Here is a 19,767-nt window from a genome sequence, read left to right as displayed (position 1 = left end):
GCCCTGGACCACGCCTTCGCCTCAGAAGGTCCCTTCCAGCTCGGTCCGGGCAGTGTCCGGAACGTCCACGACGTCCTCGTGCGCGTCATGACGGCGGCCGTGGACGACAAGGTCATCGCCTCCAGCCCGTGCCGCCGGATCACCTTTCCGGTCATGCCGGACGAGGAGGCCACTCCGCCCACCGTCGCCCAGGCCGAGGCGATGGCGCGCGTGATGCCGCCCTACATCCGCGCGGCCGTCGTTGTGCTCGCCGGGTCAGGCTTGCGCATAGGTGAGTTTCTGGGCCTGAGGGTGTCGGACATCGACTTCAAGGCTGGCAGCATTCGCGTGGAGCGGCAGCGGCCCCAGTCGGGGAAGGTCGGCCCGCCGAAGACCGTCAAGTCCCGGCGCACGGTTCCGGTCGGGGAGATCGTCACCGACGCGCTCCTCGCGCATCTTGCCGCTCGTCCGTCCAGGGAGTGGGGCTGTTCGCCACGGAGGAGGGGGGAGCCGCTCAACTATCGGCGATGGAAGACCGAGTGGAACGGGGCTCGCAAGGTGCTCCAGGCGGCGGAGAACGAGGCGGCCGAGCATGAGGGCCGCAAGCCCGTCGAGCTGCCCGCACCTGGTCACGCACGACCTGCGGCACTTCTACGCGTCCGCGCTCATCGCCGGCGGTGCGAGCGTGATGCAGGTGCAGCTGGTTCTCGGCCACGCGTCCGCCGTCATCACGCTGCGGATCTACGCGCACCTGTGGCCGGGCGAAGAAGACCGCACCCGGGCCGTCACGGACGCCATGCTCGGCGGCCTGCGGACCGGGTGCGGACAGGTAGGCGATGCGACCCGCGTAATCGCAGGTCAGACGGCCTAGCCATAGATCAGGCCTTCTTGGTCTCCCAGAAGATCGTGTCGATCTGGGCGATCAGGTCCAGAGCCTTCTGGCCCGTGGCCGGGTCGTTCGAGCCCTTGGCCGCGGAGAGCGCCTTCAGGGTGTCGTTGACCAGCTGGTGCAGCTCCGGGTACTTCTCGAAGTGCGGGGGCTTGAAGTAGTCGCTCCAGAGCACCGAGACGTGGTGCTTCGCGAGCTCGGCACGCTGTTCCTTGATCAGAACGGCGCGGGTGCGGAAGTCCGCGTCCTCATTGGCCTGGTACTTCTCCTGGACGGCCTTGACGGACTCCGCCTCGATGCGGGCCTGGGCCGGGTCGTACACGCCGCAGGGCAGGTCGCAGTGGGCGCTGACCTTCACCTTGGGGGCAAACAGGCGGGAAAGCATGGAGCTGTCCTTCCTCGTGATCGTCTTCTCAGGTGGGACATTACTCCGTGGGAGGCCCCTTTTTGCGGCTGCCCCCTGGGGCTTAGGCCAAAAGTCCGGGGTGAGGATCGGACCGGTGGCCGAAAATACGGAGTGGTGCGCGCAGCCGTGTACCGGAGGATGGACCGGGAGGTGCCACAGATGCCGGAACCGGCACAGGAGCCGTGGAGCGGGAGGGCGGCGCGTAAGCCGTTCCAGGTGGTGGAGGTGACGGGGCCTTCGATGGTGCCCACGCTCTACCACGGGGATCTGCTGCTCGTGCAGCGCGGGGCGCCGGTGCGCCCGGGGGACGTGGTGATCCTGCGTCATCCCCTGCAGCAGGACCTGCTCGTCGTGAAGCGGGCCGCCGAACGTCGCGGCGGCGGATGGTGGGTGCTGGGCGACAACAGCTACGCGGGCGGGGACAGCACGGACTACGGGACGGTGCCCGAAGAGCTCGTGCTGGCCCGCGTACGGGCCCGCTACCGGCCGCTGAAGAAGGATCAGCGCTCGGTGTTCGCGCTGCTGGGCTGGGCGGTGTCCGCGGTGCGCCGCGTCTCGTCGGAGCGTTCCGACTCCAGGCGCTTGCGGGCCCGGTAGGCCGCCACGTTGGCCCGGGTCGCGCAGCGGTCCGAGCAGTAGCGCCGTGAGCGGTTGGTCGAGGTGTCGAGGTAGGCGTTGCGGCACGGCGCCGCCTCGCACAGGCCGAGCCGGTCCACGCCGTGCGAGGTGAGGTGGAAGGCGAGGCCCATCGCCGCGATCGCGGCGAAGCCCGCCGTCGCGTTGGACGGGTGGTCCGCGAGGTGCATGTGCCAGTCCGGCTTGCCGTCCTCGTCCCGGGTGTCGTGGCCGGAGATCTGCGGGCTCACGGGGAACTCCAGCAGGAGCGAGTTCAGCAGGTCGACCGCGAGGGTCTCGTCGCCGTCGTCGGCCGCCTCGAAGACCGCGCGCAGCCGCGCCCGCACCGACCGGAAGCGCGTCACGTCCGCGTCGGCCGCACGCCGGGCCGCCTGCGCGTTGGCACCGAACAGCTCACGGACGGACTCGACCGTGGTGAGGGAGTCCTTGCCGCGGGCCGGCTCCTCGGTGTTGACCAGACGCACGGCGTAATCCGAGTAATAGGCCAATTCCACTTGTAGTCCTTACGGCGTGGGTCTATGGTCGATGTGCCGACCAGTGTAATGGGTGGTCGTGCTCAATGGGTCTTACGAATGCGTGTACTGGTGGAGGTTCGAGTGACGGCGACGGGCACCGACTGGCAGTCCTGGCAGCAGAGCTGGGACCGGCAGCAGGAGTGGTACATGCCGGACCGCGAGGAGCGGTTCCGGGTGATGCTGGACATGGTCGAGGCCGTCGTGGGGCCCGAACCGAGTGTGCTGGACCTGGCGTGCGGTACGGGCAGTATCACGGACCGCCTCCTCCGGCGGTTCCCCCGCGCGACCAGTACCGGCGTGGACCTCGACCCCGCGCTGCTCGCCATCGCCCGCGGCACCTTCGAGGGCGACGACCGGGTCACCTTCGTGACCGCCGACCTGAAGGACGCGGGCTGGACCGGGCGGCTTCCGCACCGCTCGTACGACGCCGTGCTCACGGCGACCGCCCTGCACTGGCTGCACAGCGAGCCGCTCACCACGCTGTACGGGCAGATCGGCGGGATCGTGAGGGACGGCGGGGTCTTCATGAACGCGGACCACATGATCGACACCGACACCCCCCGCATCAACGCCGCCGAACGCGCCCTGCGGCACGCGGCCATGGACCGGGCCCGTGCCGCCGGGGCTCTGGACTGGGCGCAGTGGTGGGACCTCGCGGCGAAAAACCCGGTCCTCGCCGCGCCCACGGCGGAGCGGTTCGCCATCTACGGCGAGCACGCGGACGGGGACATGCCGTCCGTCCACTGGCACGCCCGCACCCTGCGCGAGGCCGGTTTCGCGGAGGCGCGCGCCGTCTGGGCCTCGCCGTCGGACAGCATGGTCCTCGCCGTGAAGTAGGGCGGGGCACGGAGGCCCGGGGCGGCCGCGGCCGAGGCGCGGAACGGCGGGGAGGGCGGTACGGATCAGTTCCGTACCGCCCTCCCCGCCGTCCCTGACGGTGTTACAGCACCTTCGAGAGGAAGGACTTCGTCCGGTCGTGCTGCGGGTTCGTCAGGACGTCGCGCGGGTGACCGGACTCGACCACGACACCGTCGTCCATGAAGACCAGCGCGTCCCCGACCTCGCGGGCGAAGCCCATCTCGTGGGTGACGACGATCATGGTCATGCCGTCCTCCGCGAGGCCGCGCATGACGTCCAGGACGTCACCGACCAGCTCGGGGTCGAGGGCCGACGTCGGCTCGTCGAAGAGCATCAGTTTCGGCTCCATGGCCAGGGCGCGGGCGATGGCCACCCGCTGCTGCTGACCGCCGGAGAGCTGCGACGGGTAGTTCTTCGCCTTGTCGGACAGGCCCACCCGGTCCAGCAGCCGTTCCGCGCGGGCCCGGGCGACGGCCTTCGCCTCGCCCTTGACCTGGATCGGGGCCTCCATGACGTTCTCCAGGGCCGTCATGTGCGGGAACAGGTTGAAGCGCTGGAAGACCATGCCGATGCCCCGGCGCTGGAGGGCGACCTCGCTGTCCCTGAGTTCGTAGAGCTTGCCGCCCTTCTGCCGGTAGCCGACCAGGTCGCCGTCGACGTACAGGCGTCCGGCGTTGATCTGCTCCAGATGGTTGATGCACCGCAGGAACGTCGACTTGCCGGAACCGGACGGGCCGATCAGGCAGAACACCTCACGCGGGGCGACCTCCAGGTCGATGCCCTTCAGGATGTGCGCGGGGCCGAAGGACTTGTGGACGCCCTCGGCCTTCACCATGGCGGTCATGCGGAGACACCCCCCGAGGGACGGTTGCTGAAGGAGGCGAGGCCGGCCCTGACCCGCTGCCACGGGGTGAGCGGCAGGCTGCGCAGGGTGCCCCGGGCGTAGCGGCGCTCCAGGTAGTACTGGCCCACGCTGAACACACTGGTCATCACGATGTACCAGATGGAGGCCACGAAGAGCATCTCCATCACCGCGTACGAGGTCGAGCCGATCTGCGACGTGGAGCGCAGCAGTTCGTTGTACGTGACCGCGTAGACCAGCGACGAGGTCTTCAGCATGTTGATGAACTCGTTGCCGGTCGGCGGGATGATCACGCGCAGCGCCTGGGGGAGCACCACCCGGCGCATCGTCTTCGCCTGCGTCATGCCGAGCGCGTGCGAGGCCTCGGTCTGGCCCTCGTCCACCGACTGGATGCCCGCGCGGACGATCTCCGCCATGTACGCCGCCTCGTTGAGGGCGAGCCCCAGCAGGGCGCACATGAACGGCGTCATCACGTCGGTCATCTCGTCCTTGTAGATGAACGGGATGTTGAGGATCGGGAAGATCAGGGCCAGGTTGAACCAGAGCAGCAGCTGCACGTAGACCGGGGTGCCGCGGAAGAACCAGATGTACAGCCAGGCGACCCAGCTGGTCACCGGGTTCCTGGAGAGCCGCATGACGGCGAGCACCACACCCAGGACCACGCCGAGGGCCATGGCCAGCACACTGATCATCAGCGTGCGGCCCGCCCCCGCCAGGACGGTGTCGTCGAACAGCTTGTCCTGGACGGCCTGCCACTGGATGTTGCCCTGGGAGAAGGCGTAGACCAGCGCCGCCAGGAGCGCGATCACGACCACGCCGCTGACCCAGCGGCCGACGTGCCGCACGGGGATGGCCTTGATGCTCTCCGGCGCGAAGGAGGAGGCCTCGGGGACGGGTACGTCGACGACCGACGGGCCGCCGGGCGCCTTGTCGAACTTGTCAGTCACGGTGACCGCCCTTCGGTGGTGCGCCGGTCACTTGCCGCCGTTGACGGCGGCCTTGTCGATCGCGCCGGTTCCGGCACCCCACTTGTCGAGGACCTTCTGGTACGAACCGTCGGCGATGATCGCGTCCACGGCCTCCCTGAGGGCGTCACGCAGCTCGGTGTTGTCCTTGTTCACGGCGATACCGAAGGGGCCGGCGTCGACCTGCTCGCCGACGACCTCGAAGTCCTTGCCGCCGTTGGCCTTGCGGGCCAGGTCGAGGGCGACCGGGTAGTCGTTGACACCGGCGACGGCGCCGCCCGACTTCACGCGGGTCTGGGCCTCGGTGTCGTTCTCGAAGGACTGGATGTCGACGGCCTTCCGGCCGCCGTCCGTGCAGGCCTTCGACTGCTTCTGCAGGGCCTTCTCGTACGTGGTGCCGCGCTGGACCGCCGCGCCCTTGCCGCACAGGTCCTCGATGGACTTGATGCCCTCGGGGTTGCCCTTCTTGGTGTAGACGGCGGTGCCGGCCAGGAAGTAGTCGACGAAGTCGACGCCCTTGCCCAGCTTCTTGCCGCTGTCGTCCAGGCCCTCCTGGCGCTGCTTGTTGTCCGTGATGGACGACATCGCTATGTCGTGGCGGCCGGTGTTGAGCGCGGTGATCAGACCGTCGAAGGAGCCCGAGGTGAACTCGAACCTCACACCCAGCTGCTTGCCGATGGCCGCCGCGAGGTCGGGGTCGACACCGACGATCTCGCCGTTCTCGACGGACTCCATCGGGGCGTACTCGGCGTTCGTGCCGACCTTGATGACGCCGGACTTCTGGTACTTCTCCGGAAGCTTGTCGAACAGCGGGGCGCTGTTCCCGCCCGTGCCGTCACCGGCCTTCGTGGAACCGCTGTCGGTCTGGTCGCCGCAGGCGGTCAGCAGCAGGGCGCCGGCGACCGCGACCGCGCAGACCGCGGCCGTCCGGGACTTCGCGGTCGTGCGACAGAGGGTGCTTGCGGTCATGATCGGATCCTCCGGCGGTGAGGGAATGCTGGTCAGGTGGGCACGCACGCACCTTCGAGTGTCGCCACCTCGTGTGATTAGGGCATCTTGCCATTCGGACTCACCCGATCAGGGGGCCGGTCATGTCAAAATCGGGTAACGGGCGACCCCCGAACCTCAACCGGCCGGTGCCGCAAGGCCGGACCATCTGCTGGAAAGCGCGCGGTGTTCCGGAGAATCTCCGGTGCGTCTCGTCCTACGGACGGCCTTCGTAGCTCTTAGTGGACTTGTCCAGATATTCAGCTATGAGTCATGTCACCGAGTCGATACCGACTCGTAAGAGGCCAGGTCCGTCCGGTAAGAAAGACCTTTACACCCCTCATCCGGGGCTCAGGGCGCGTGTGCGGCGCGCCCGCGCGTATGTGTATCCCCTGCCGGAGCGGTCCAACCGCTCAGCGCCGGGAACGTACGCGGTGCCCGCCCACCCCTCCTCAACCAGGAGTGGCCACCCTCAAATGATGAAGACTTAAGGGGTCAACACAATGGCAGCGGAGATCGTCAATCCTCGCAGCGACAGCACGACGCACGGCACGGCCGGTGCGGCAGGACTCGGTGCGGACGAGCCCTTCGATCCGGCTTTCGCGCTCCACCGCGGCGGGAAGATGGCCGTGCAGGCCACCGTCCCGATCCGCGACAAGGACGACCTGTCCCTCGCGTACACGCCCGGCGTCGCCAAGGTGTGCAGCGCCATCGCCGAACAGCCCGAACTCGTCCACGACTACACCTGGAAGTCGCAGGTCGTGGCCGTCGTGACGGACGGCACCGCCGTCCTCGGCCTGGGGGACATCGGTCCCGAGGCCTCCCTCCCCGTGATGGAGGGCAAGGCGATCCTCTTCAAGCAGTTCGGCGGGGTCGACGCCGTGCCGATCGCGCTCGCCACGACCGACGCGGACGAGATCGTCGAGACCGTGGTGCGCCTCGCGCCGTCCTTCGGCGGGGTCAACCTGGAGGACATCTCGGCCCCCCGCTGCTTCGAGATCGAGCGCAAGCTCCAGGAGCGCCTGGACATCCCGGTCTTCCACGACGACCAGCACGGCACGGCCGTGGTGACCCTCGCCGCGCTGCGCAACGCGGCGAAGCTGTCCGGACGGACGCTCGGTGACCTGCGCGCCGTCATCTCCGGCGCCGGGGCGGCGGGCGTGGCCATCGCGAAGTTCCTGCTGGAGGCGGGCATCGGTGACGTCGCCGTCGCCGACCGCAGGGGCATCGTCAGCCGTGACCGGGACGACCTCACGGACGTCAAGCGCGAGCTGGCGGAGCTGACCAACCGTGCGGGCGTCACCGGCTCCCTGGAGACGGCCCTGGCCGGCGCCGACGTGTTCATCGGGGTCTCCGGCGGCACGGTCCCCGAGCCGGCCGTGGCCTCGATGGCACCCGGCGCGTTCGTGTTCGCCATGGCCAACCCGAACCCCGAGGTCCACCCCGACGTCGCGCACAAGTACGCGGCCGTCGTGGCAACCGGGCGGTCGGACTACCCCAACCAGATCAACAACGTGCTGGCGTTCCCCGGCATCTTCGCCGGTGCGCTCCAGGTGCGCGCCTCCCGGATCACCGAGGGCATGAAGATCGCGGCGGCGAACGCGCTGGCGGACGTCGTCGGCGACGAACTGGCCGCCGAGTACGTGATCCCGTCGCCGTTCGACGAGCGGGTCGCTCCGGCCGTCACGGCGGCGGTGGCCGCGGCCGCCCGCGCGGAGGGCGTCGCACGCCGCTGACGCCGGAGGGGGGCGGGACGGCGGACCGGCGGCCCGCCCGTTCCGGAACTGGCGGTCTGCCCCTTCCGGAACTGGCGGTCTGCCTCCTTCGGAACCGGCGGCCTGCCTCTTCCGGGACCGGCGGCCCGCCCCTTTCGGAACCGGGGCCCTGCCCCTTCCGGAACCGGCGGTCTGCCTCCTTCGGAACCGGCGGCCTGTCTCCTCCGGAATCGGGGCCCTGCCTCTCCGCAACCGGCGGTCTGCCCCTTCCGGGACCGGCGGCCTGTCTCCTCCGGAATCGGGGCCCTGCCTCTCCGCAACCGGCGGTCTGCCCCTTCCGGGACCGGCGGCCTGTCTCCTCCGGGACCGGCGGCCCGCCCCTTTCGGAACCGGGGCCCCGCCCCTGACCACGGGCCCGTCGAACGTCCCCGGACCAGGTCCGGGGACCGGCGGGCCCGTTCGCGCCTCCGGGGCCGATTGGCCCGTCGGCGGGCTGGGGTGTGTGTCACACCTCCGAACGGTTACGTCACGGCGCGTCACGGCCTAGGGTCGTGGCCATGTTCGCCGCCTACGCAGCCCGCATCGACCGTGACCGGCCCCTCGAAGGACTCGAACTGGGTGAACGCCCGGCGCCTGAGGCCCGGCCCGGGTGGACCACCGTCCAGGTCAGGGCCGCGTCACTCAACCACCACGACCTCTGGTCCCTGCGGGGCGTGGGCCTCGGCGAGGACAAGCTCCCCATGATCCTCGGCTGCGACGCCTCCGGTATCGACCAGGACGGCAACGAGGTGGTCCTGCACTCCGTCATCGGCCAGACGGGGCACGGCGTGGGCCCGGACGAGCCGCGCTCCATCCTCACCGAGCGCTACCAGGGCACCTTCGCCGAGCAGGTCACCGTCCCCAGCTGGAACGTCCTGCCCAAGCCGAAGGAACTCAGCTTCGAGCAGGCCGCCTGTCTGCCGACCGCCTGGCTGACGGCCTACCGGATGCTGTTCACCAACGCCGGTGTGCGGCCCGGCGACTCCGTCCTCGTACAGGGCGCGGGCGGCGGAGTGGCCACCGCCGCGATCGTGCTCGGCAAGGCGGCCGGGCTCCGCATGTTCGCCACCAGCCGCGACGCGGCCAAGCGTGCGCGGGCCGTCGAGCTCGGCGCGGTCGAGGCGTACGAGCCCGGCGCCCGGCTGCCCCGGCGTGTCGACGCGGTCATCGAGACCGTCGGGGCGGCGACCTGGTCCCACTCGGTCAAGTCGCTGCGGCCCGGGGGCACCCTCGTCATCTCCGGCGCCACCAGCGGGGAACGCCCCGCGCACGCCGAGCTGACGCGCATCTTCTTCCTGGAGCTCAAGGTCGTCGGCTCCACCATGGGCTCCCGGGACGAACTGGAGGACCTGCTGTCCTTCTGCGCCGCCACCGGGGTACGGCCCGTCATCGACGAGGTACTGCCGCTGGACCGCGCCCGTGAGGGCTTCGAGCGGCTCGCCTCCGGTGACCTCTTCGGGAAGATCGTCCTCACCACGTCGTGAGGACCCCGGCGGAACCGCGCACCCCGCCAGGGCCGTTGCCGCAGCCCTGACGGCCGGAGGACGCACCCGCCGTGCTCCGGCGCCCTCGCACCGGCCGGGACCGCGCGGCTGAACGGCCGGCCCGTCGCCACCACCGCCGAGGCACCGGAAACGGAGCACCGGCCGGAAGGGCGAGCGAGGGGCCGGCAACGGATTCACACGGGCCGCCGTCCGTGAGGGCGAGGCGCTCGGCTCGGGGGTCGCGACGGCGGTGAACCACCTCCACGGCACCGGCTGGATCCCTCCCACCGGACGTCCGGGGAAGAGCGCGCCCACCGGACGTCCGGTGGGAGAGCGCCGCGCGCCGCCCGGCCTCAAGTCGTCCCGAAAAGGCCGGCCGCGCGCGGGTGGGCTCAGGACGCGGCGGAGGTGTCCGTCGCCCCGTCGTCCGTCCCCCGCAGCAGCGAGTCGATGTGGCCGGCAGCCGTGGCCAGGTGGCCGCGGGCCTGTGCGAGCTGCGTCTCGGTGACGCCGTGGTCCCGGGCCACGTCACGGACGTCATCGCGGAAACGGTCCAGCAGGCGGTCCAGATCGCGCGCCGGGTCACCCGTGGCGGCGGTGTCCGCGGCCCACTCGATGTCGGGCTCCTCAGGGGCCGGACGGCTGTACGAGGGCCAGCTGCCGGTCCTGGCGAAGCCGCCGAGCTGGCCGGTGATCTCGGCCAGTCCGTCCCGCACCCCTGCGGGCCAGTCGCCCTTCGCGAAGTGCTCCTGGACCTGACGCGCGGCGGTCTGCATCTGCTCCCGCGCCCGCTCGTGCGCCTCCTGTGCCTGCCGACGGGCCCGCGCGGCGTCCTCCCGTGCCCGGCGCGACTCGTCCTTCGCCCTGCGGGCCTGCTCCTTCCACTCCTGCTTCGCCTTGCGCAGCTCCTCCTTCGCCGTCTGCCACGCCTCCTTGTCCCCGAGCCCGGCGTCCCGGCCGCTCCGGGCGCCGCCGGAGGCCTGCCGGGACTCGGACGCCGCCGCACGCATCTCGCTGCGGAGCTGGCCGGCCGCACCCCGCACGTCGTCGCGGATCTCGGCGGCCAGCTCGGAGACCGACTCACGGATCTCCAGCTCCAGATCGGCCAGCTCCCCGCCGCGGCCCGCCAGTTCGGCCCGCCCGGCGTCGGTGATGGAGTAGACCTTGCGTCCGCCCTCGGTGGCATGGGTGACCAGGCCCTCGGCCTCCAGCTTGGCCAGCCGCGGATAGACGGTGCCGGCCGACGGGGCGTACAGCCCCTGGAAGCGTTCCTCCAGGAGGCGGATCACCTCGTAGCCGTGGCGGGGGGCCTCCTCCAGCAGCTTGAGGAGATACAGGCGCAAGCGGCCATGGGCGAATACGGGGGCCATGTCAGAGCACCTTTCCGGTCGGCTCGGCATCCTGCGCGGGGTCCTGGGCGGGTGGCCGGCGCAACAGGGCGATCGACCCCGAGACCGTGGTCGCCCTCAGCTTCCCGGTGCCCGCGCCCAGCGTGCCCGTGATCTTCTTGGCGCCCCACTGGCCTCCGACGCGCAGGTCCTCGAAGGCGTTGGAGACCGTGCCGCTCGCGGTGTTCGCCTCGACCTTCGCGTCCGCGGGGTGCGGGAGGCGGATCGCGATCTCGCCGGAGACCGAGGTCAGCCGGATGTCCGTCGGCTTCGGCGAGGTGTCCAGGTCGAGCACCATGTGGCCGGTGACGGACTCGGCCCGGACCGAGGTGCCCGCCCCCTCGACGACCGTGAGGTCGCCCGACACGGACTGGAAGCGGAGATCACCGGTGACGGTCTGGGCCTCCAGGCTCCCGGACACGGTCTCGGCCCGGACGACCCCGGACAGCCCCACCAGGGTGCTGTCGCCGGAGATGCCCCGCAGCTCGGTGCGGCCCCGGATGCCCGAGACCACCGCCTCTGCGCCGATCGCGCCGACCTCCACCGCCGCACCGGCCGGCACGGCCAGCGAGACCGCGGCACTGCGGCGCGGACTCCTGCGGTCCAGCCAGCCGAGGAGGCCCTGCCAGGGCAGATCCTCGTAGGCGACGGTGAGGGTGCCGCCCTCCAGGGTCACGATCAGCGGCGGTCCGTCGATCGCGGACACCTCCAGCCGGGCGGCCGGTTCGTCGGTTCCGACGACATTGATCATGCCGTCCACGATGCGCACGTTCAGCGCCGTCACGGGTTCGTCGAACGTGAGCTTCTGGGGTGTGGCGACGGTCCACGTCGACTCGGGCATGGATCTGACCTCCATGGGGTGGCGTGACGCAACATATCGCGTCTTCTGGGAACACGATATATCGCGGGTTCGAGAAGTCAAGGGCGAATCGAAAGGGTGCTCGTGAGGAGGCGGACGAATGCCGTGAACAGGTCATCCGGTCGCACCTTGCCCTAGCGTGTGGAGCATGACCGCGACATCCGTGGGCGCCCTGCTGCTCTGCCGGGCGGACCCCGAGACCGTACGGCCCGTGGCGCACCTCCTGCGGGAGCGCATGCTGCTCGTGCCCGCCGGGGCCGGCTGGAGCGTGCTCGTGCCCGAGGGCAAGCCCTGGCGCAAGGACGGCCACGAAGGCGCCGGAGCCGCGCCCGACGGGGGACGGGCCGGCGGACGGGCGGGAGCCGCACCGGCCGACGCGGGCACGGAGCCCGTCGACCGGGTCGTCGGCGGCTGGGCGACCGCCCTCGCGGTGGGATCCACCTGGCCGGTGCTCGCCCTGTGGTGGGACGGCGACCGGTCCGGCTACACCCTCGCCTCGGGATTCCGCCGCCCGGTCGGCTACACCTGGCTCGCGGACGGCACCCCGGCCGCGGAGGAGGAGGCCATGCGGACGTCCGCCGTCCGGCTGGGGCTCGACCCCGTCCTGGACGTCCAGGAGATGGAGGCCCTCACCCGTGCGGACCCGGATTCGGACGCGGACGCCAGACTGCGCGGCCTGCTCGCCGTGCTGGCCCGGGCCGGGGTGGAGATGCCGCCGGGGCTCACGCCCGGCGAGCACGCCGACCGGCTCCGGTCCGTCGCCGGGATCCACCCGGAGGCCGAACAGATCGAATGGGCCGGCTGGCGCGACGCCGTGCGGGTGGAACTCGACGCCGTCGAGAGCGGAACCCTCGGCCCCTGGATGCTCGGCCCGAAGGCCCGCGCGATCGCCACGGCACAGATCGCGGCGGGCGTCCCGCTCGCCCTGTGGGGCGCCCGGCGGCGCAGCGGCGGATGGATCGCCGCGGGCCTCGTCCTGTTCGCGCAGGGCCTGCTGGGGATCGCCTACGACCGCTTCAGGAGGGCGGGCGGGGGCGACCCCGGACGGTGACTACGCGTCCTCGTCCTCGTCGTCCAGCCGCGCCAGCCAGGTCGCGAGGCGCTCGACGGGAACCTCGAAGTCGGGGTTGAGGTCGACGAACGTACGGAGCTGCTCGGCGAGCCACTCGAAGGTGACCTCCTCCTCGCCGCGCCGCTTCTCCAGTTCCTCGATGCCACGGTCCGTGAAGTACATACGACCAGAATAACGAGGCGGGAAAGCCGCAGGGCCCGGCCCCGCGAAGATCTCGCGGGACCGGGCCCCAGGGGCGTGCACAGCGGCTGATCAGGCCTCGAAGACCTCGGAGACCAGCTGGGCCTGCTCGGCCTGGTGGCGCTTGGCCGAGCCGACCGCCGGGGACGAGCCGTGCGGACGCGAGATGCGGCGCAGGCGCTCGCCGTGCGGCACATCGGCACCGACGGCCAGGTCCAGGTGGTCGATCAGGTTGAGCGCGATGAACGGCCACGCACCCTGGTTCGCCGGCTCCTCCTGCGCCCAGAGGTACTTCTCGGCGTTCGGGTACTTGGCGATCTCGGCCTGGATCTCCGCACCCGGCAGCGGGTACAGGCGCTCCAGGCGGATGATCGCGGTCTCCGTGTCACCGCGCTTCTCGCGCTCGGCGTCCAGGTCGTAGTAGAGCTTGCCCGAGACGAAGACGACCTTGCGGACCGCTTCGGCCTTGACCGACTCGTCGCCGATCACCGGACGGAAGCCGCCGGTGGTGAACTCCTCGGCCTTCGACGCGGCCGCCTTGAGACGCAGCATCGACTTCGGGGTGAAGACGATCAGCGGCTTGTGGTGCGGGTTGTGCACCTGCCACCGCAGGAGGTGGAAGTAGTTCGACGGGAGGGTGGGCATCGCGACCGTCATGTTGTCCTGCGCGCACATCTGCAGGAAACGCTCCGGGCGGGCGGACGAGTGGTCCGGGCCCTGGCCCTCGTAGCCGTGCGGCAGCAGCAGGGTGACGCCGGACGTCTGGCCCCACTTCTGCTCGGCGGAGGAGATGAACTCGTCGACGACGGTCTGGGCGCCGTTGACGAAGTCACCGAACTGCGCCTCCCAGATGACCAGCGACTCCGGGCGGGCCAGCGAGTAGCCGTACTCGAAGCCCATCGCCGCGTACTCGCTGAGCAGCGAGTCGTAGACGTTGTAACGGGCCTGGTCGTCGGAGAGGTAGAGCAGCGGGGTGTAGTCCTCGCCGGTCTTCTGGTCGACGAGCACGGCGTGGCGCTGGCCGAACGTGCCGCGGCGGGTGTCCTGGCCGGCGAGCCGGACCGGGGTGCCCTCCATCAGCAGGGAGCCGATGGCGAGGGTCTCGCCCATGCCCCAGTCGATCGTGCCGTTCTCCACCGAGGCCGCGCGGCGCTGCATCTGCGGGAGCAGACGCGGGTGCACGGTGATGTCGTCGGGGATGTTGACCTGCGACTCGGCGATCAGCTTCACGACCTCCGAGGAGATCGCGGTGCCCACCGAGACCGGGAACTCCGCCTGGACGTCCGGGACATGCGGCTGGGCCGGCGCCGAGGTGGCCTCGCGGACCTCCGCGAAGACCTTCTCCAGCTGGCCCTGGAAGTCCTGGAGGGCCTGCTCGGCCTCTTCCAGCGTGATGTCCCCGCGACCGATGAGGGACTCGGTGTAGAGCTTGCGCACCGAGCGCTTCTTGTCGATCAGCGTGTACATCTGCGGGTTGGTGAACTCCGGGTTGTCGCCCTCGTTGTGACCGCGGCGGCGGTAGCAGATGAGGTCGATCACGACGTCCTTGTTGAACGTCTGCCGGTACTCGAAGGCCAGCCGCGCGACGCGGACCACGGCCTCCGGGTCGTCGCCGTTGACGTGGATGATCGGCGCCTCGATCATGCGCGCCACGTCCGTGGCGTACATCGAGGAGCGCGAGGACTCCGGGGCGGCGGTGAAACCGACCTGGTTGTTGATCACCACGTGCACGGTGCCGCCGGTGCGGTAGCCGCGCAGCTGCGACATGTTGAGCGTCTCGGCGACGACGCCCTGGCCCGCGAAGGCCGCGTCGCCGTGGAGCGCGACGGGCAGGACCGTGAAGTCCGTGCCGCCCTTGTTGATGATGTCCTGCTTGGCGCGCGCGATGCCCTCGAGGACCGGGTCGACGGCCTCCAGGTGCGAGGGGTTGGCGGCCAGCGAGACCTTGATCTGCTCGCCGTCCAGACCGGTGAACGTGCCCTCGGCGCCCAGGTGGTACTTCACGTCGCCGGAGCCGTGCATCGACCGCGGGTCGAGGTTGCCCTCGAACTCCCGGAAGATCTGGGCGTACGACTTGCCCACGATGTTCGCCAGGACGTTCAGCCGGCCGCGGTGGGCCATGCCGATGACGACCTCGTCGAGGCGGGCCTCGGCGGCGGAGTCGATGACCGCGTCGAGCAGCGGGATGACGGACTCGCCGCCCTCCAGCGAGAAGCGCTTCTGGCCGACGTACTTGGTCTGAAGGAAGGTCTCGAACGCCTCGGCGGCGTTGAGGCGGCGCAGGATCCGCAGCTGCTCCTCGCGCTCCGGGGCCGGGCGCGGACGCTCCACCCGGTCCTGGAGCCACTTGCGCTCCTTCGGCTCCTGGATGTGCATGAACTCGATGCCGGTGGTGCGGCAGTACGACTCACGCAGGACGCCGAGGATGTCGCGGAGCTTCATCATCGTCTTGCCGGCGAACCCGCCGACCGCGAAGTCGCGCTCCAGGTCCCACAGGGTGAGGCCGTGCTCGGTGATGTCCAGGTCGGGGTGCTTGCGCTGGCGGTACTCCAGCGGGTCGGTGTCGGCCATCACGTGACCGCGGACCCGGTAGGAGTGGATCAGCTCGAAGACCCGCGCGGCCTTGGTGACGTCGTCGTCGTGCGAGGCGTCGATGTCCTTGAGCCAGCGGACCGGCTCGTAGGGGATGCGCAGCGCCTTGAAGATCTCGTCGTAGAAGTCGTTCTCGCCGAGCAGCAGCTGGGACAGGACCCGCAGGAACTCGCCGGACGCCGCGCCCTGGATGACCCGGTGGTCGTACGTCGAGGTCAGGGTCATGACCTTCGAGATGCCCAGCTTGTTCAGGGTGTCCTGCGAGGTGCCCTGGAACTCCGCCGGGTAGTCCATCGCGCCGACGCCCATGATGAGGCCCTGTCCGGGCATCAGGCGGGGCACCGAGTGGACGGTGCCGATGCCGCCGGGGTTGGTCAGCGAAGCCGTCACACCGGTGAAGTCGTCCATGCCGAGCTTGCCGACGCGGGCCCGGCGGACGATGTCCTCGTAGGCCTGCCAGAACTCGAAGAAGTTGAGCGTCTCGGCCTTCTTGATGGCCGCGACGACGAGCTGGCGGTCGCCGTTCGGCTTGACCAGGTCGATGGCCAGGCCGAGGTTGACGTGCTCGGGCTTGACCAGGGTCGGCTTGCCGTCCTTCACCGCGAAGGAGTGATTCATCGACGGCATGGCCTTGAGGGCCTGCACCATCGCGTACCCGATGAGGTGCGTGAAGGAGATCTTCCCGCCACGGGCGCGCTTCAGGTGGTTGTTGATGACGATGCGGTTGTCGAAGAGCAGCTTCACCGGCACGGCGCGGACCGACGTGGCCGTCGGCAGCTCCAGGGAGGCGTTCATGTTCTTCGCGACGGCGGCCGACGGGCCGCGCAGCGTCACGTACTCGGGGCCCGCGGGGGCCTCGGCCGGGGCGTCCGCCTTCGCGGGCGCCGGCGCGGCCTTCGCCGGTGCGGCCTTGGCGGGGGCGGCGGGAGCCTTCACGGGAGCCGCCGGAGCGGCCGCCGCGGGCTTCGCCGGGGCGGCGGGGGGCGCGGCCGGAGCCGGTGCCGCCGCCTGTGCCGGAGCGGTGCTGCTGACGGTGCTCGCAGCGGTGGCGGCCGGGGCCGGGGTCACCGCTCCCGCGGAGGCGGGGACGGGCTTGTCCGCCGTGCCGGACGTGCCCGGCTTGTAGTCGGCGAAGAAGTCCCACCAGGCACGGTCGACCGAATTGGGGTCCTGGAGGTACTGCTGGTAGATCTCGTCGACGAGCCACTCATTGGGGCCGAACGCGGCGGCCGGGTTGGACCCGGAGCCCGCTTCCTGATCGGTCGAGATGCTCGAGTTACTGGGGGACTGAGACGACACGGCGGCAACCGCCCTCTTCCGCTTCACAAGGTGATGGACAGCGGAAATCAAGGCTACGCCCCCCGAGCCGTAACGTGCAGGCCGGGCCGGTCTTCGTCGTGCACATCACATCGGAAGACGGGTTTCGGCGCATGAAATGGCGGGAAACAAGCAGGGTTCCACTGCCCTTCGGTACGCGAGGCCGGTGCTACGGCCCCCTGGACCGTATCTCTTTCCCGTGCGGGAGGAGAAACGGGTCCCTCCGCTTCGAACGCATCGTCAGCCGTGCATGGGTGCGTTCCCCGGAAGAGTGACCTGGATGCGGCAGCCGCGGGCGGATTCGGCCACTCCGATGCGCCCGCCGTGCAGATCCACCGCCCAGCGCGCGATGGCGAGCCCGAGACCCGTACCGCCGTCACTGCCGGGACCGTGCGGGGACGGCGCCTGGCCGCGGTTGAAGCGCTCGAAGACCCGGTGCCGCTCCGCCTCGGGGATGCCGGGCCCCTCGTCGATGATCTCCAGCTCCAGCGACTCGGGGTACTCCCCGCGCCGTGCCAGCACCGTGACGCGGCCGTGCGGCGGGCTGTGCTTCACGGCGTTGTCGATCAGGTTGGCGACCACCTGGTGCAGGCGCTCCGCGTCCGCGTGCGCCGTCAGCTCGGGCGGCGACACGTCGAGGTGCAGATGGACGTCGGTACGGGAGTGGTTGCCCGAACCGGAGGAGAGCCGGCGCTGGGACGCGGCGAGGTTGGCCTCCTTCAGCACGCCCGACAGGTACGGCCAGACCTCGAAGCGGCGCGCCTTGATCGCCAGCACGCCGTTGTCCAGCCGGGAGAGGTCCAGCAGGGTCTCCACCAGCCTGCCCAGCCGCTCGGTCTGTTTCAGCGCCGTACGCATCGTCTCCGGATCGGCGGCGGACACCCCGTCCACCACGTTCTCCAGGACGGCTCTGAGCGCCGCGATCGGTGTGCGCAGCTCATGGGAGACGTTGGCCACCAGCTCCTTGCGGTGCCGGTCCTCCGCCTCCAGGTCGTCCGCCATGCGGTTGATCGTCTGCGCCAGGTCGCCGAGCTCGTCACGCCGCCCGGCACCGCTCACCCGTCCGGTGTAGTCGCCGTGCGAGATCGACCGTGCGACGGCCCGCATCTCGTCGAGCGGCGCCGTCAGGCCGTGGGCCACGAACTGGGTGATCAGGAGGGTGGCGATCACCGAGAAGACCGTGATGAACCGGAATTCGGTCCTGGTCCGAAGGGCGACGATCAGCAGTCCGGTCGTGATGAACACCGAGACCACCACGAGCGTGCCCAGCTTGGCCTTGATCGAGAAGGGCCGCAGTCCGGAGCCGGGCCGGGTCATGGCGCGGGAGTCTCCAGGGCGTAGCCGACACCGTGCACGGTACGGATCCGCTCGGCGCCGATCTTCCGGCGCAGGGCCTTGATGTGGCTGTCGACCGTCCGGGTCCCGGAGGCGTCGGCCCAGTCCCAGACCTCGGCCAGCAGCTGCTCCCTGGACAGCACCGCACGCGGTGTGTTGGCCAGGCAGACCAGCAGGTCGAACTCGGTCGGGGTGAGGTGGACGTCCTCGGCGCGCACCCGGACACGGCGCTGCGCGTGGTCGATCTCCAGCTCGCCGAGGCGCAGGATCCCGCTGCGCGGTGTGACCGCGGCCAGCGCGGCCCGCTCGACCCGGCGCAGCAGGACGTGGACCCTGGCCGCCAGTTCCCGCATGGAGAACGGCTTGGTCATGTAGTCGTCGGCGCCGACGCCGAGCCCGACCAGCATGTCGGTCTCGTCGTCGCGTGCGGTGAGCATCAGCACCGGCACGGGGCGCTGGGCCTGCACGCGGCGGCAGACCTCCAGGCCGTCGAAGCCGGGGAGCATGATGTCGAGCACCATCAGGTCGGGCTGCCAGGCCTCGGCCGCGTCCACGGCCGCCGGCCCGTCCAGTGCGGTCTGCACCAGGAAGCCCTCGGCCCGCAGCCGGGCGGAAATGGCGTCGACGATCGTCGCGTCGTCCTCGACCACCAGCACCCGGCGCTGAGCCCCGGGGGTGGCCGCGACGCCGTTGTGGGTGGTGTGTGTCTGTTCCATCGCCCCGCCCCTGCCCGTTCTCGCGGAGGGCATTCCCCCGGAGGCACGGTTATCGCTTGTGGATGTCGTCGGTGATCCCTTGTGACGGTCAGCAGCGTAGAGGCTGAGGACGCCTCCCGGCTACGCAGGGTGTTGTCCGTCGTGAAGGTGTTACCCACGGAAAGGGGGTGGACCGGCCGACTCCTGCTGCCCGATCCCCGGCGGGACCGGGCTCCGGGCGAGGTCCGGGGATTCACTCCCGCGCGAGTGCGAGATGGACCACGTCCGGTACACCTCGGGCAACGGCTACTTCTTCGGTCGTTACTGCGCGGAATCCGGCATTCCGCAAGGCTGACCCGAAGCCGGGGGACGGCTGCGCGGACCACACGGCGAGCACTCCGCCCGGCGTCAGACGGGCGTGGCAGGCCGCGAGACCGGCCGGCGAGTAGAGGCTCTCGTTGTCCTGGGTGACGGTCCAGTCGGGTCCGTTGTCGATGTCCAGGCACAGTGCGTCGTAACGCTCCGTGGTCGTGTGCAGGTGTGCGACGAGATCCGTACGCAGTACGCCGGTACGCGGATCGCGGAGGGCGGCCCCGGAGATCCGGCCGAGGGGCCCGTCCAGATGCCAGTCCACGATGGCCTGTTCCCGCTCGACGACCGTGATCCGGCCCCAGCGCGGCTGGGAGACCGCCCGTACCAGCGAGAACCCGACGCCCAGGCCGCCGATCAGCACCGAGGGGGCCGGCCTGCCGGAGGGCAGGGCGGCGAGCGCCGCGTCGATCAGCAGGCGCTCGGACCGGCCGTCGGAGGTGTCCATCAGGAAGCATCCGTTGGCGATGATCTCGAAGTCGTCGCCGCGCCCGCGCAGGACGACTTCACCGAACGGACCCTCGCGCCGGTCGAGGACGACGGGGCGGTGGGTGTCTGCTGCGGGCGGCATGGGTGTGGTCTCCGGTCTCCGTCGGGCGGTTCTGGCTCTGGTCCCCGGCGCGCA

Annotated in this window: 17 protein-coding genes and 1 pseudogene; 6 read left to right on the top strand and 12 right to left on the bottom strand. The window is 70.6% G+C overall.

The features are described 5' to 3' along the window. Positions 1-36: 36 nt before the first annotated feature. A pseudogene (locus ACFVS9_RS22775) lies at positions 37-850 on the top strand (tyrosine-type recombinase/integrase); the annotation flags it as partial. A gap of 7 nt (positions 851-857) precedes the next feature. Here ACFVS9_RS22775 and sodN read toward each other — a convergent pair. After that, a complete protein-coding gene (gene sodN / locus ACFVS9_RS22770; RefSeq protein ID WP_014154121.1) occupies positions 858-1,253 on the bottom strand; it encodes a superoxide dismutase, Ni in 396 nt (131 codons plus the stop codon). Positions 1,254-1,433: 180 nt separating this feature from the next. On the opposite strand from sodN, the gene sodX reads away from it, so the two are divergent. Next, positions 1,434-1,871 (top strand): nickel-type superoxide dismutase maturation protease, encoded by a 438-nt coding sequence (sodX, locus tag ACFVS9_RS22765; RefSeq protein ID WP_383114360.1) that lies wholly within the window; start codon positions 1,434-1,436, stop codon positions 1,869-1,871. Here sodX and ACFVS9_RS22760 read toward each other — a convergent pair. Beyond that, a complete protein-coding gene (locus tag ACFVS9_RS22760) occupies positions 1,775-2,404 on the bottom strand; it encodes a CGNR zinc finger domain-containing protein (RefSeq protein ID WP_383114359.1) in 630 nt (209 codons plus the stop codon). The two genes, sodX and ACFVS9_RS22760, sit on opposite strands and share 97 nt — an antisense overlap. A 78-nt stretch (positions 2,405-2,482) precedes the next feature. Between ACFVS9_RS22760 and ACFVS9_RS22755 the strand changes: the two genes are divergently transcribed. Beyond that, the gene (locus ACFVS9_RS22755; protein ID WP_389934882.1) at positions 2,483-3,262 is read left to right on the top strand and encodes a class I SAM-dependent methyltransferase; all 780 of its coding nucleotides are present in this window, start codon (positions 2,483-2,485) and stop codon (positions 3,260-3,262) included. Positions 3,263-3,365: 103 nt separating this feature from the next. Here ACFVS9_RS22755 and ACFVS9_RS22750 read toward each other — a convergent pair whose 3' ends face one another. The 3 genes from ACFVS9_RS22750 to ACFVS9_RS22740 are packed head-to-tail and all read right to left on the bottom strand — an operon-like array spanning position 3,366 to position 6,079. Beyond that, a complete protein-coding gene (locus ACFVS9_RS22750; protein WP_383114387.1) occupies positions 3,366-4,118 on the bottom strand; it encodes an amino acid ABC transporter ATP-binding protein in 753 nt (250 codons plus the stop codon). A 5-nt stretch (positions 4,119-4,123) separates the two neighbouring features. Continuing rightward, complete coding sequence (locus ACFVS9_RS22745) at positions 4,124-5,092, bottom strand: amino acid ABC transporter permease (RefSeq protein WP_383114357.1); 969 nt, start codon at positions 5,090-5,092, stop codon at positions 4,124-4,126. Between the two features lie 27 nt (positions 5,093-5,119). Next, positions 5,120-6,079 (bottom strand): ABC transporter substrate-binding protein, encoded by a 960-nt coding sequence (locus tag ACFVS9_RS22740; protein ID WP_383114356.1) that lies wholly within the window; start codon positions 6,077-6,079, stop codon positions 5,120-5,122. A 521-nt stretch (positions 6,080-6,600) separates the two neighbouring features. Here ACFVS9_RS22740 and ACFVS9_RS22735 point away from each other — a divergent pair. Both ACFVS9_RS22735 and ACFVS9_RS22730 read left to right on the top strand, forming a co-directional pair. Next, a complete protein-coding gene (locus tag ACFVS9_RS22735) occupies positions 6,601-7,833 on the top strand; it encodes an NADP-dependent malic enzyme (RefSeq protein WP_383114355.1) in 1,233 nt (410 codons plus the stop codon). A gap of 536 nt (positions 7,834-8,369) precedes the next feature. Continuing rightward, complete coding sequence (locus ACFVS9_RS22730; RefSeq protein ID WP_383114354.1) at positions 8,370-9,335, top strand: zinc-binding dehydrogenase; 966 nt, start codon at positions 8,370-8,372, stop codon at positions 9,333-9,335. Between the two features lie 392 nt (positions 9,336-9,727). Here ACFVS9_RS22730 and ACFVS9_RS22725 read toward each other — a convergent pair whose 3' ends face one another. Then, the gene (locus tag ACFVS9_RS22725) at positions 9,728-10,705 is read right to left on the bottom strand and encodes a PadR family transcriptional regulator (RefSeq protein WP_389934877.1); all 978 of its coding nucleotides are present in this window, start codon (positions 10,703-10,705) and stop codon (positions 9,728-9,730) included. A gap of 1 nt (position 10,706) precedes the next feature. Further along, positions 10,707-11,564, bottom strand: coding sequence for a DUF4097 family beta strand repeat-containing protein (locus tag ACFVS9_RS22720; RefSeq protein WP_383114352.1), 858 nt, complete (start codon positions 11,562-11,564; stop codon positions 10,707-10,709). A 166-nt stretch (positions 11,565-11,730) separates the two neighbouring features. On the opposite strand from ACFVS9_RS22720, the gene ACFVS9_RS22715 reads away from it, so the two are divergent. Next, a complete protein-coding gene (locus ACFVS9_RS22715; protein ID WP_389934873.1) occupies positions 11,731-12,633 on the top strand; it encodes a hypothetical protein in 903 nt (300 codons plus the stop codon). Here ACFVS9_RS22715 and ACFVS9_RS22710 read toward each other — a convergent pair whose 3' ends face one another. From ACFVS9_RS22710 to ACFVS9_RS22690, 5 genes are all read right to left on the bottom strand, one after another. Then, positions 12,634-12,816, bottom strand: a complete 183-nt coding sequence (locus ACFVS9_RS22710; RefSeq protein ID WP_351167062.1) for a DUF6104 family protein — start codon at positions 12,814-12,816, stop codon at positions 12,634-12,636. It abuts the gene before it with no gap. Positions 12,817-12,906: 90 nt separating this feature from the next. Next, positions 12,907-16,725 (bottom strand): multifunctional oxoglutarate decarboxylase/oxoglutarate dehydrogenase thiamine pyrophosphate-binding subunit/dihydrolipoyllysine-residue succinyltransferase subunit, encoded by a 3,819-nt coding sequence (locus ACFVS9_RS22705; protein WP_383114350.1) that lies wholly within the window; start codon positions 16,723-16,725, stop codon positions 12,907-12,909. A gap of 258 nt (positions 16,726-16,983) precedes the next feature. Beyond that, positions 16,984-18,060 carry an ATP-binding protein gene (locus ACFVS9_RS22700; RefSeq protein WP_383114349.1) on the bottom strand — a complete coding sequence of 359 codons (1,077 nt, stop codon included), beginning with the start codon at positions 18,058-18,060 and terminating at the stop codon, positions 16,984-16,986. After that, on the bottom strand, positions 18,057-18,794 hold the full coding sequence (locus tag ACFVS9_RS22695; protein ID WP_030079431.1) for a response regulator transcription factor: 738 nt from the start codon (positions 18,792-18,794) through the stop codon (positions 18,057-18,059). The genes ACFVS9_RS22700 and ACFVS9_RS22695 overlap by 4 nt, the downstream gene beginning before the upstream one ends. 232 nt (positions 18,795-19,026) lie before the next feature. Further along, entirely contained in the window at positions 19,027-19,713 is a 687-nt protein-coding gene (locus tag ACFVS9_RS22690) for a spermidine synthase (protein ID WP_389934868.1), read from the bottom strand. Between the last annotated feature and the right edge of the window lie 54 nt (positions 19,714-19,767).

The sequence above is a fragment of the Streptomyces sp. NPDC058008 genome (genome assembly GCF_042886395.1).
In the GTDB taxonomy this organism is placed as follows: domain Bacteria; phylum Actinomycetota; class Actinomycetes; order Streptomycetales; family Streptomycetaceae; genus Streptomyces.
Note: the sequence above shows the minus strand (reverse complement) of the source record. Positions and strands in the feature narration are given on the sequence as shown.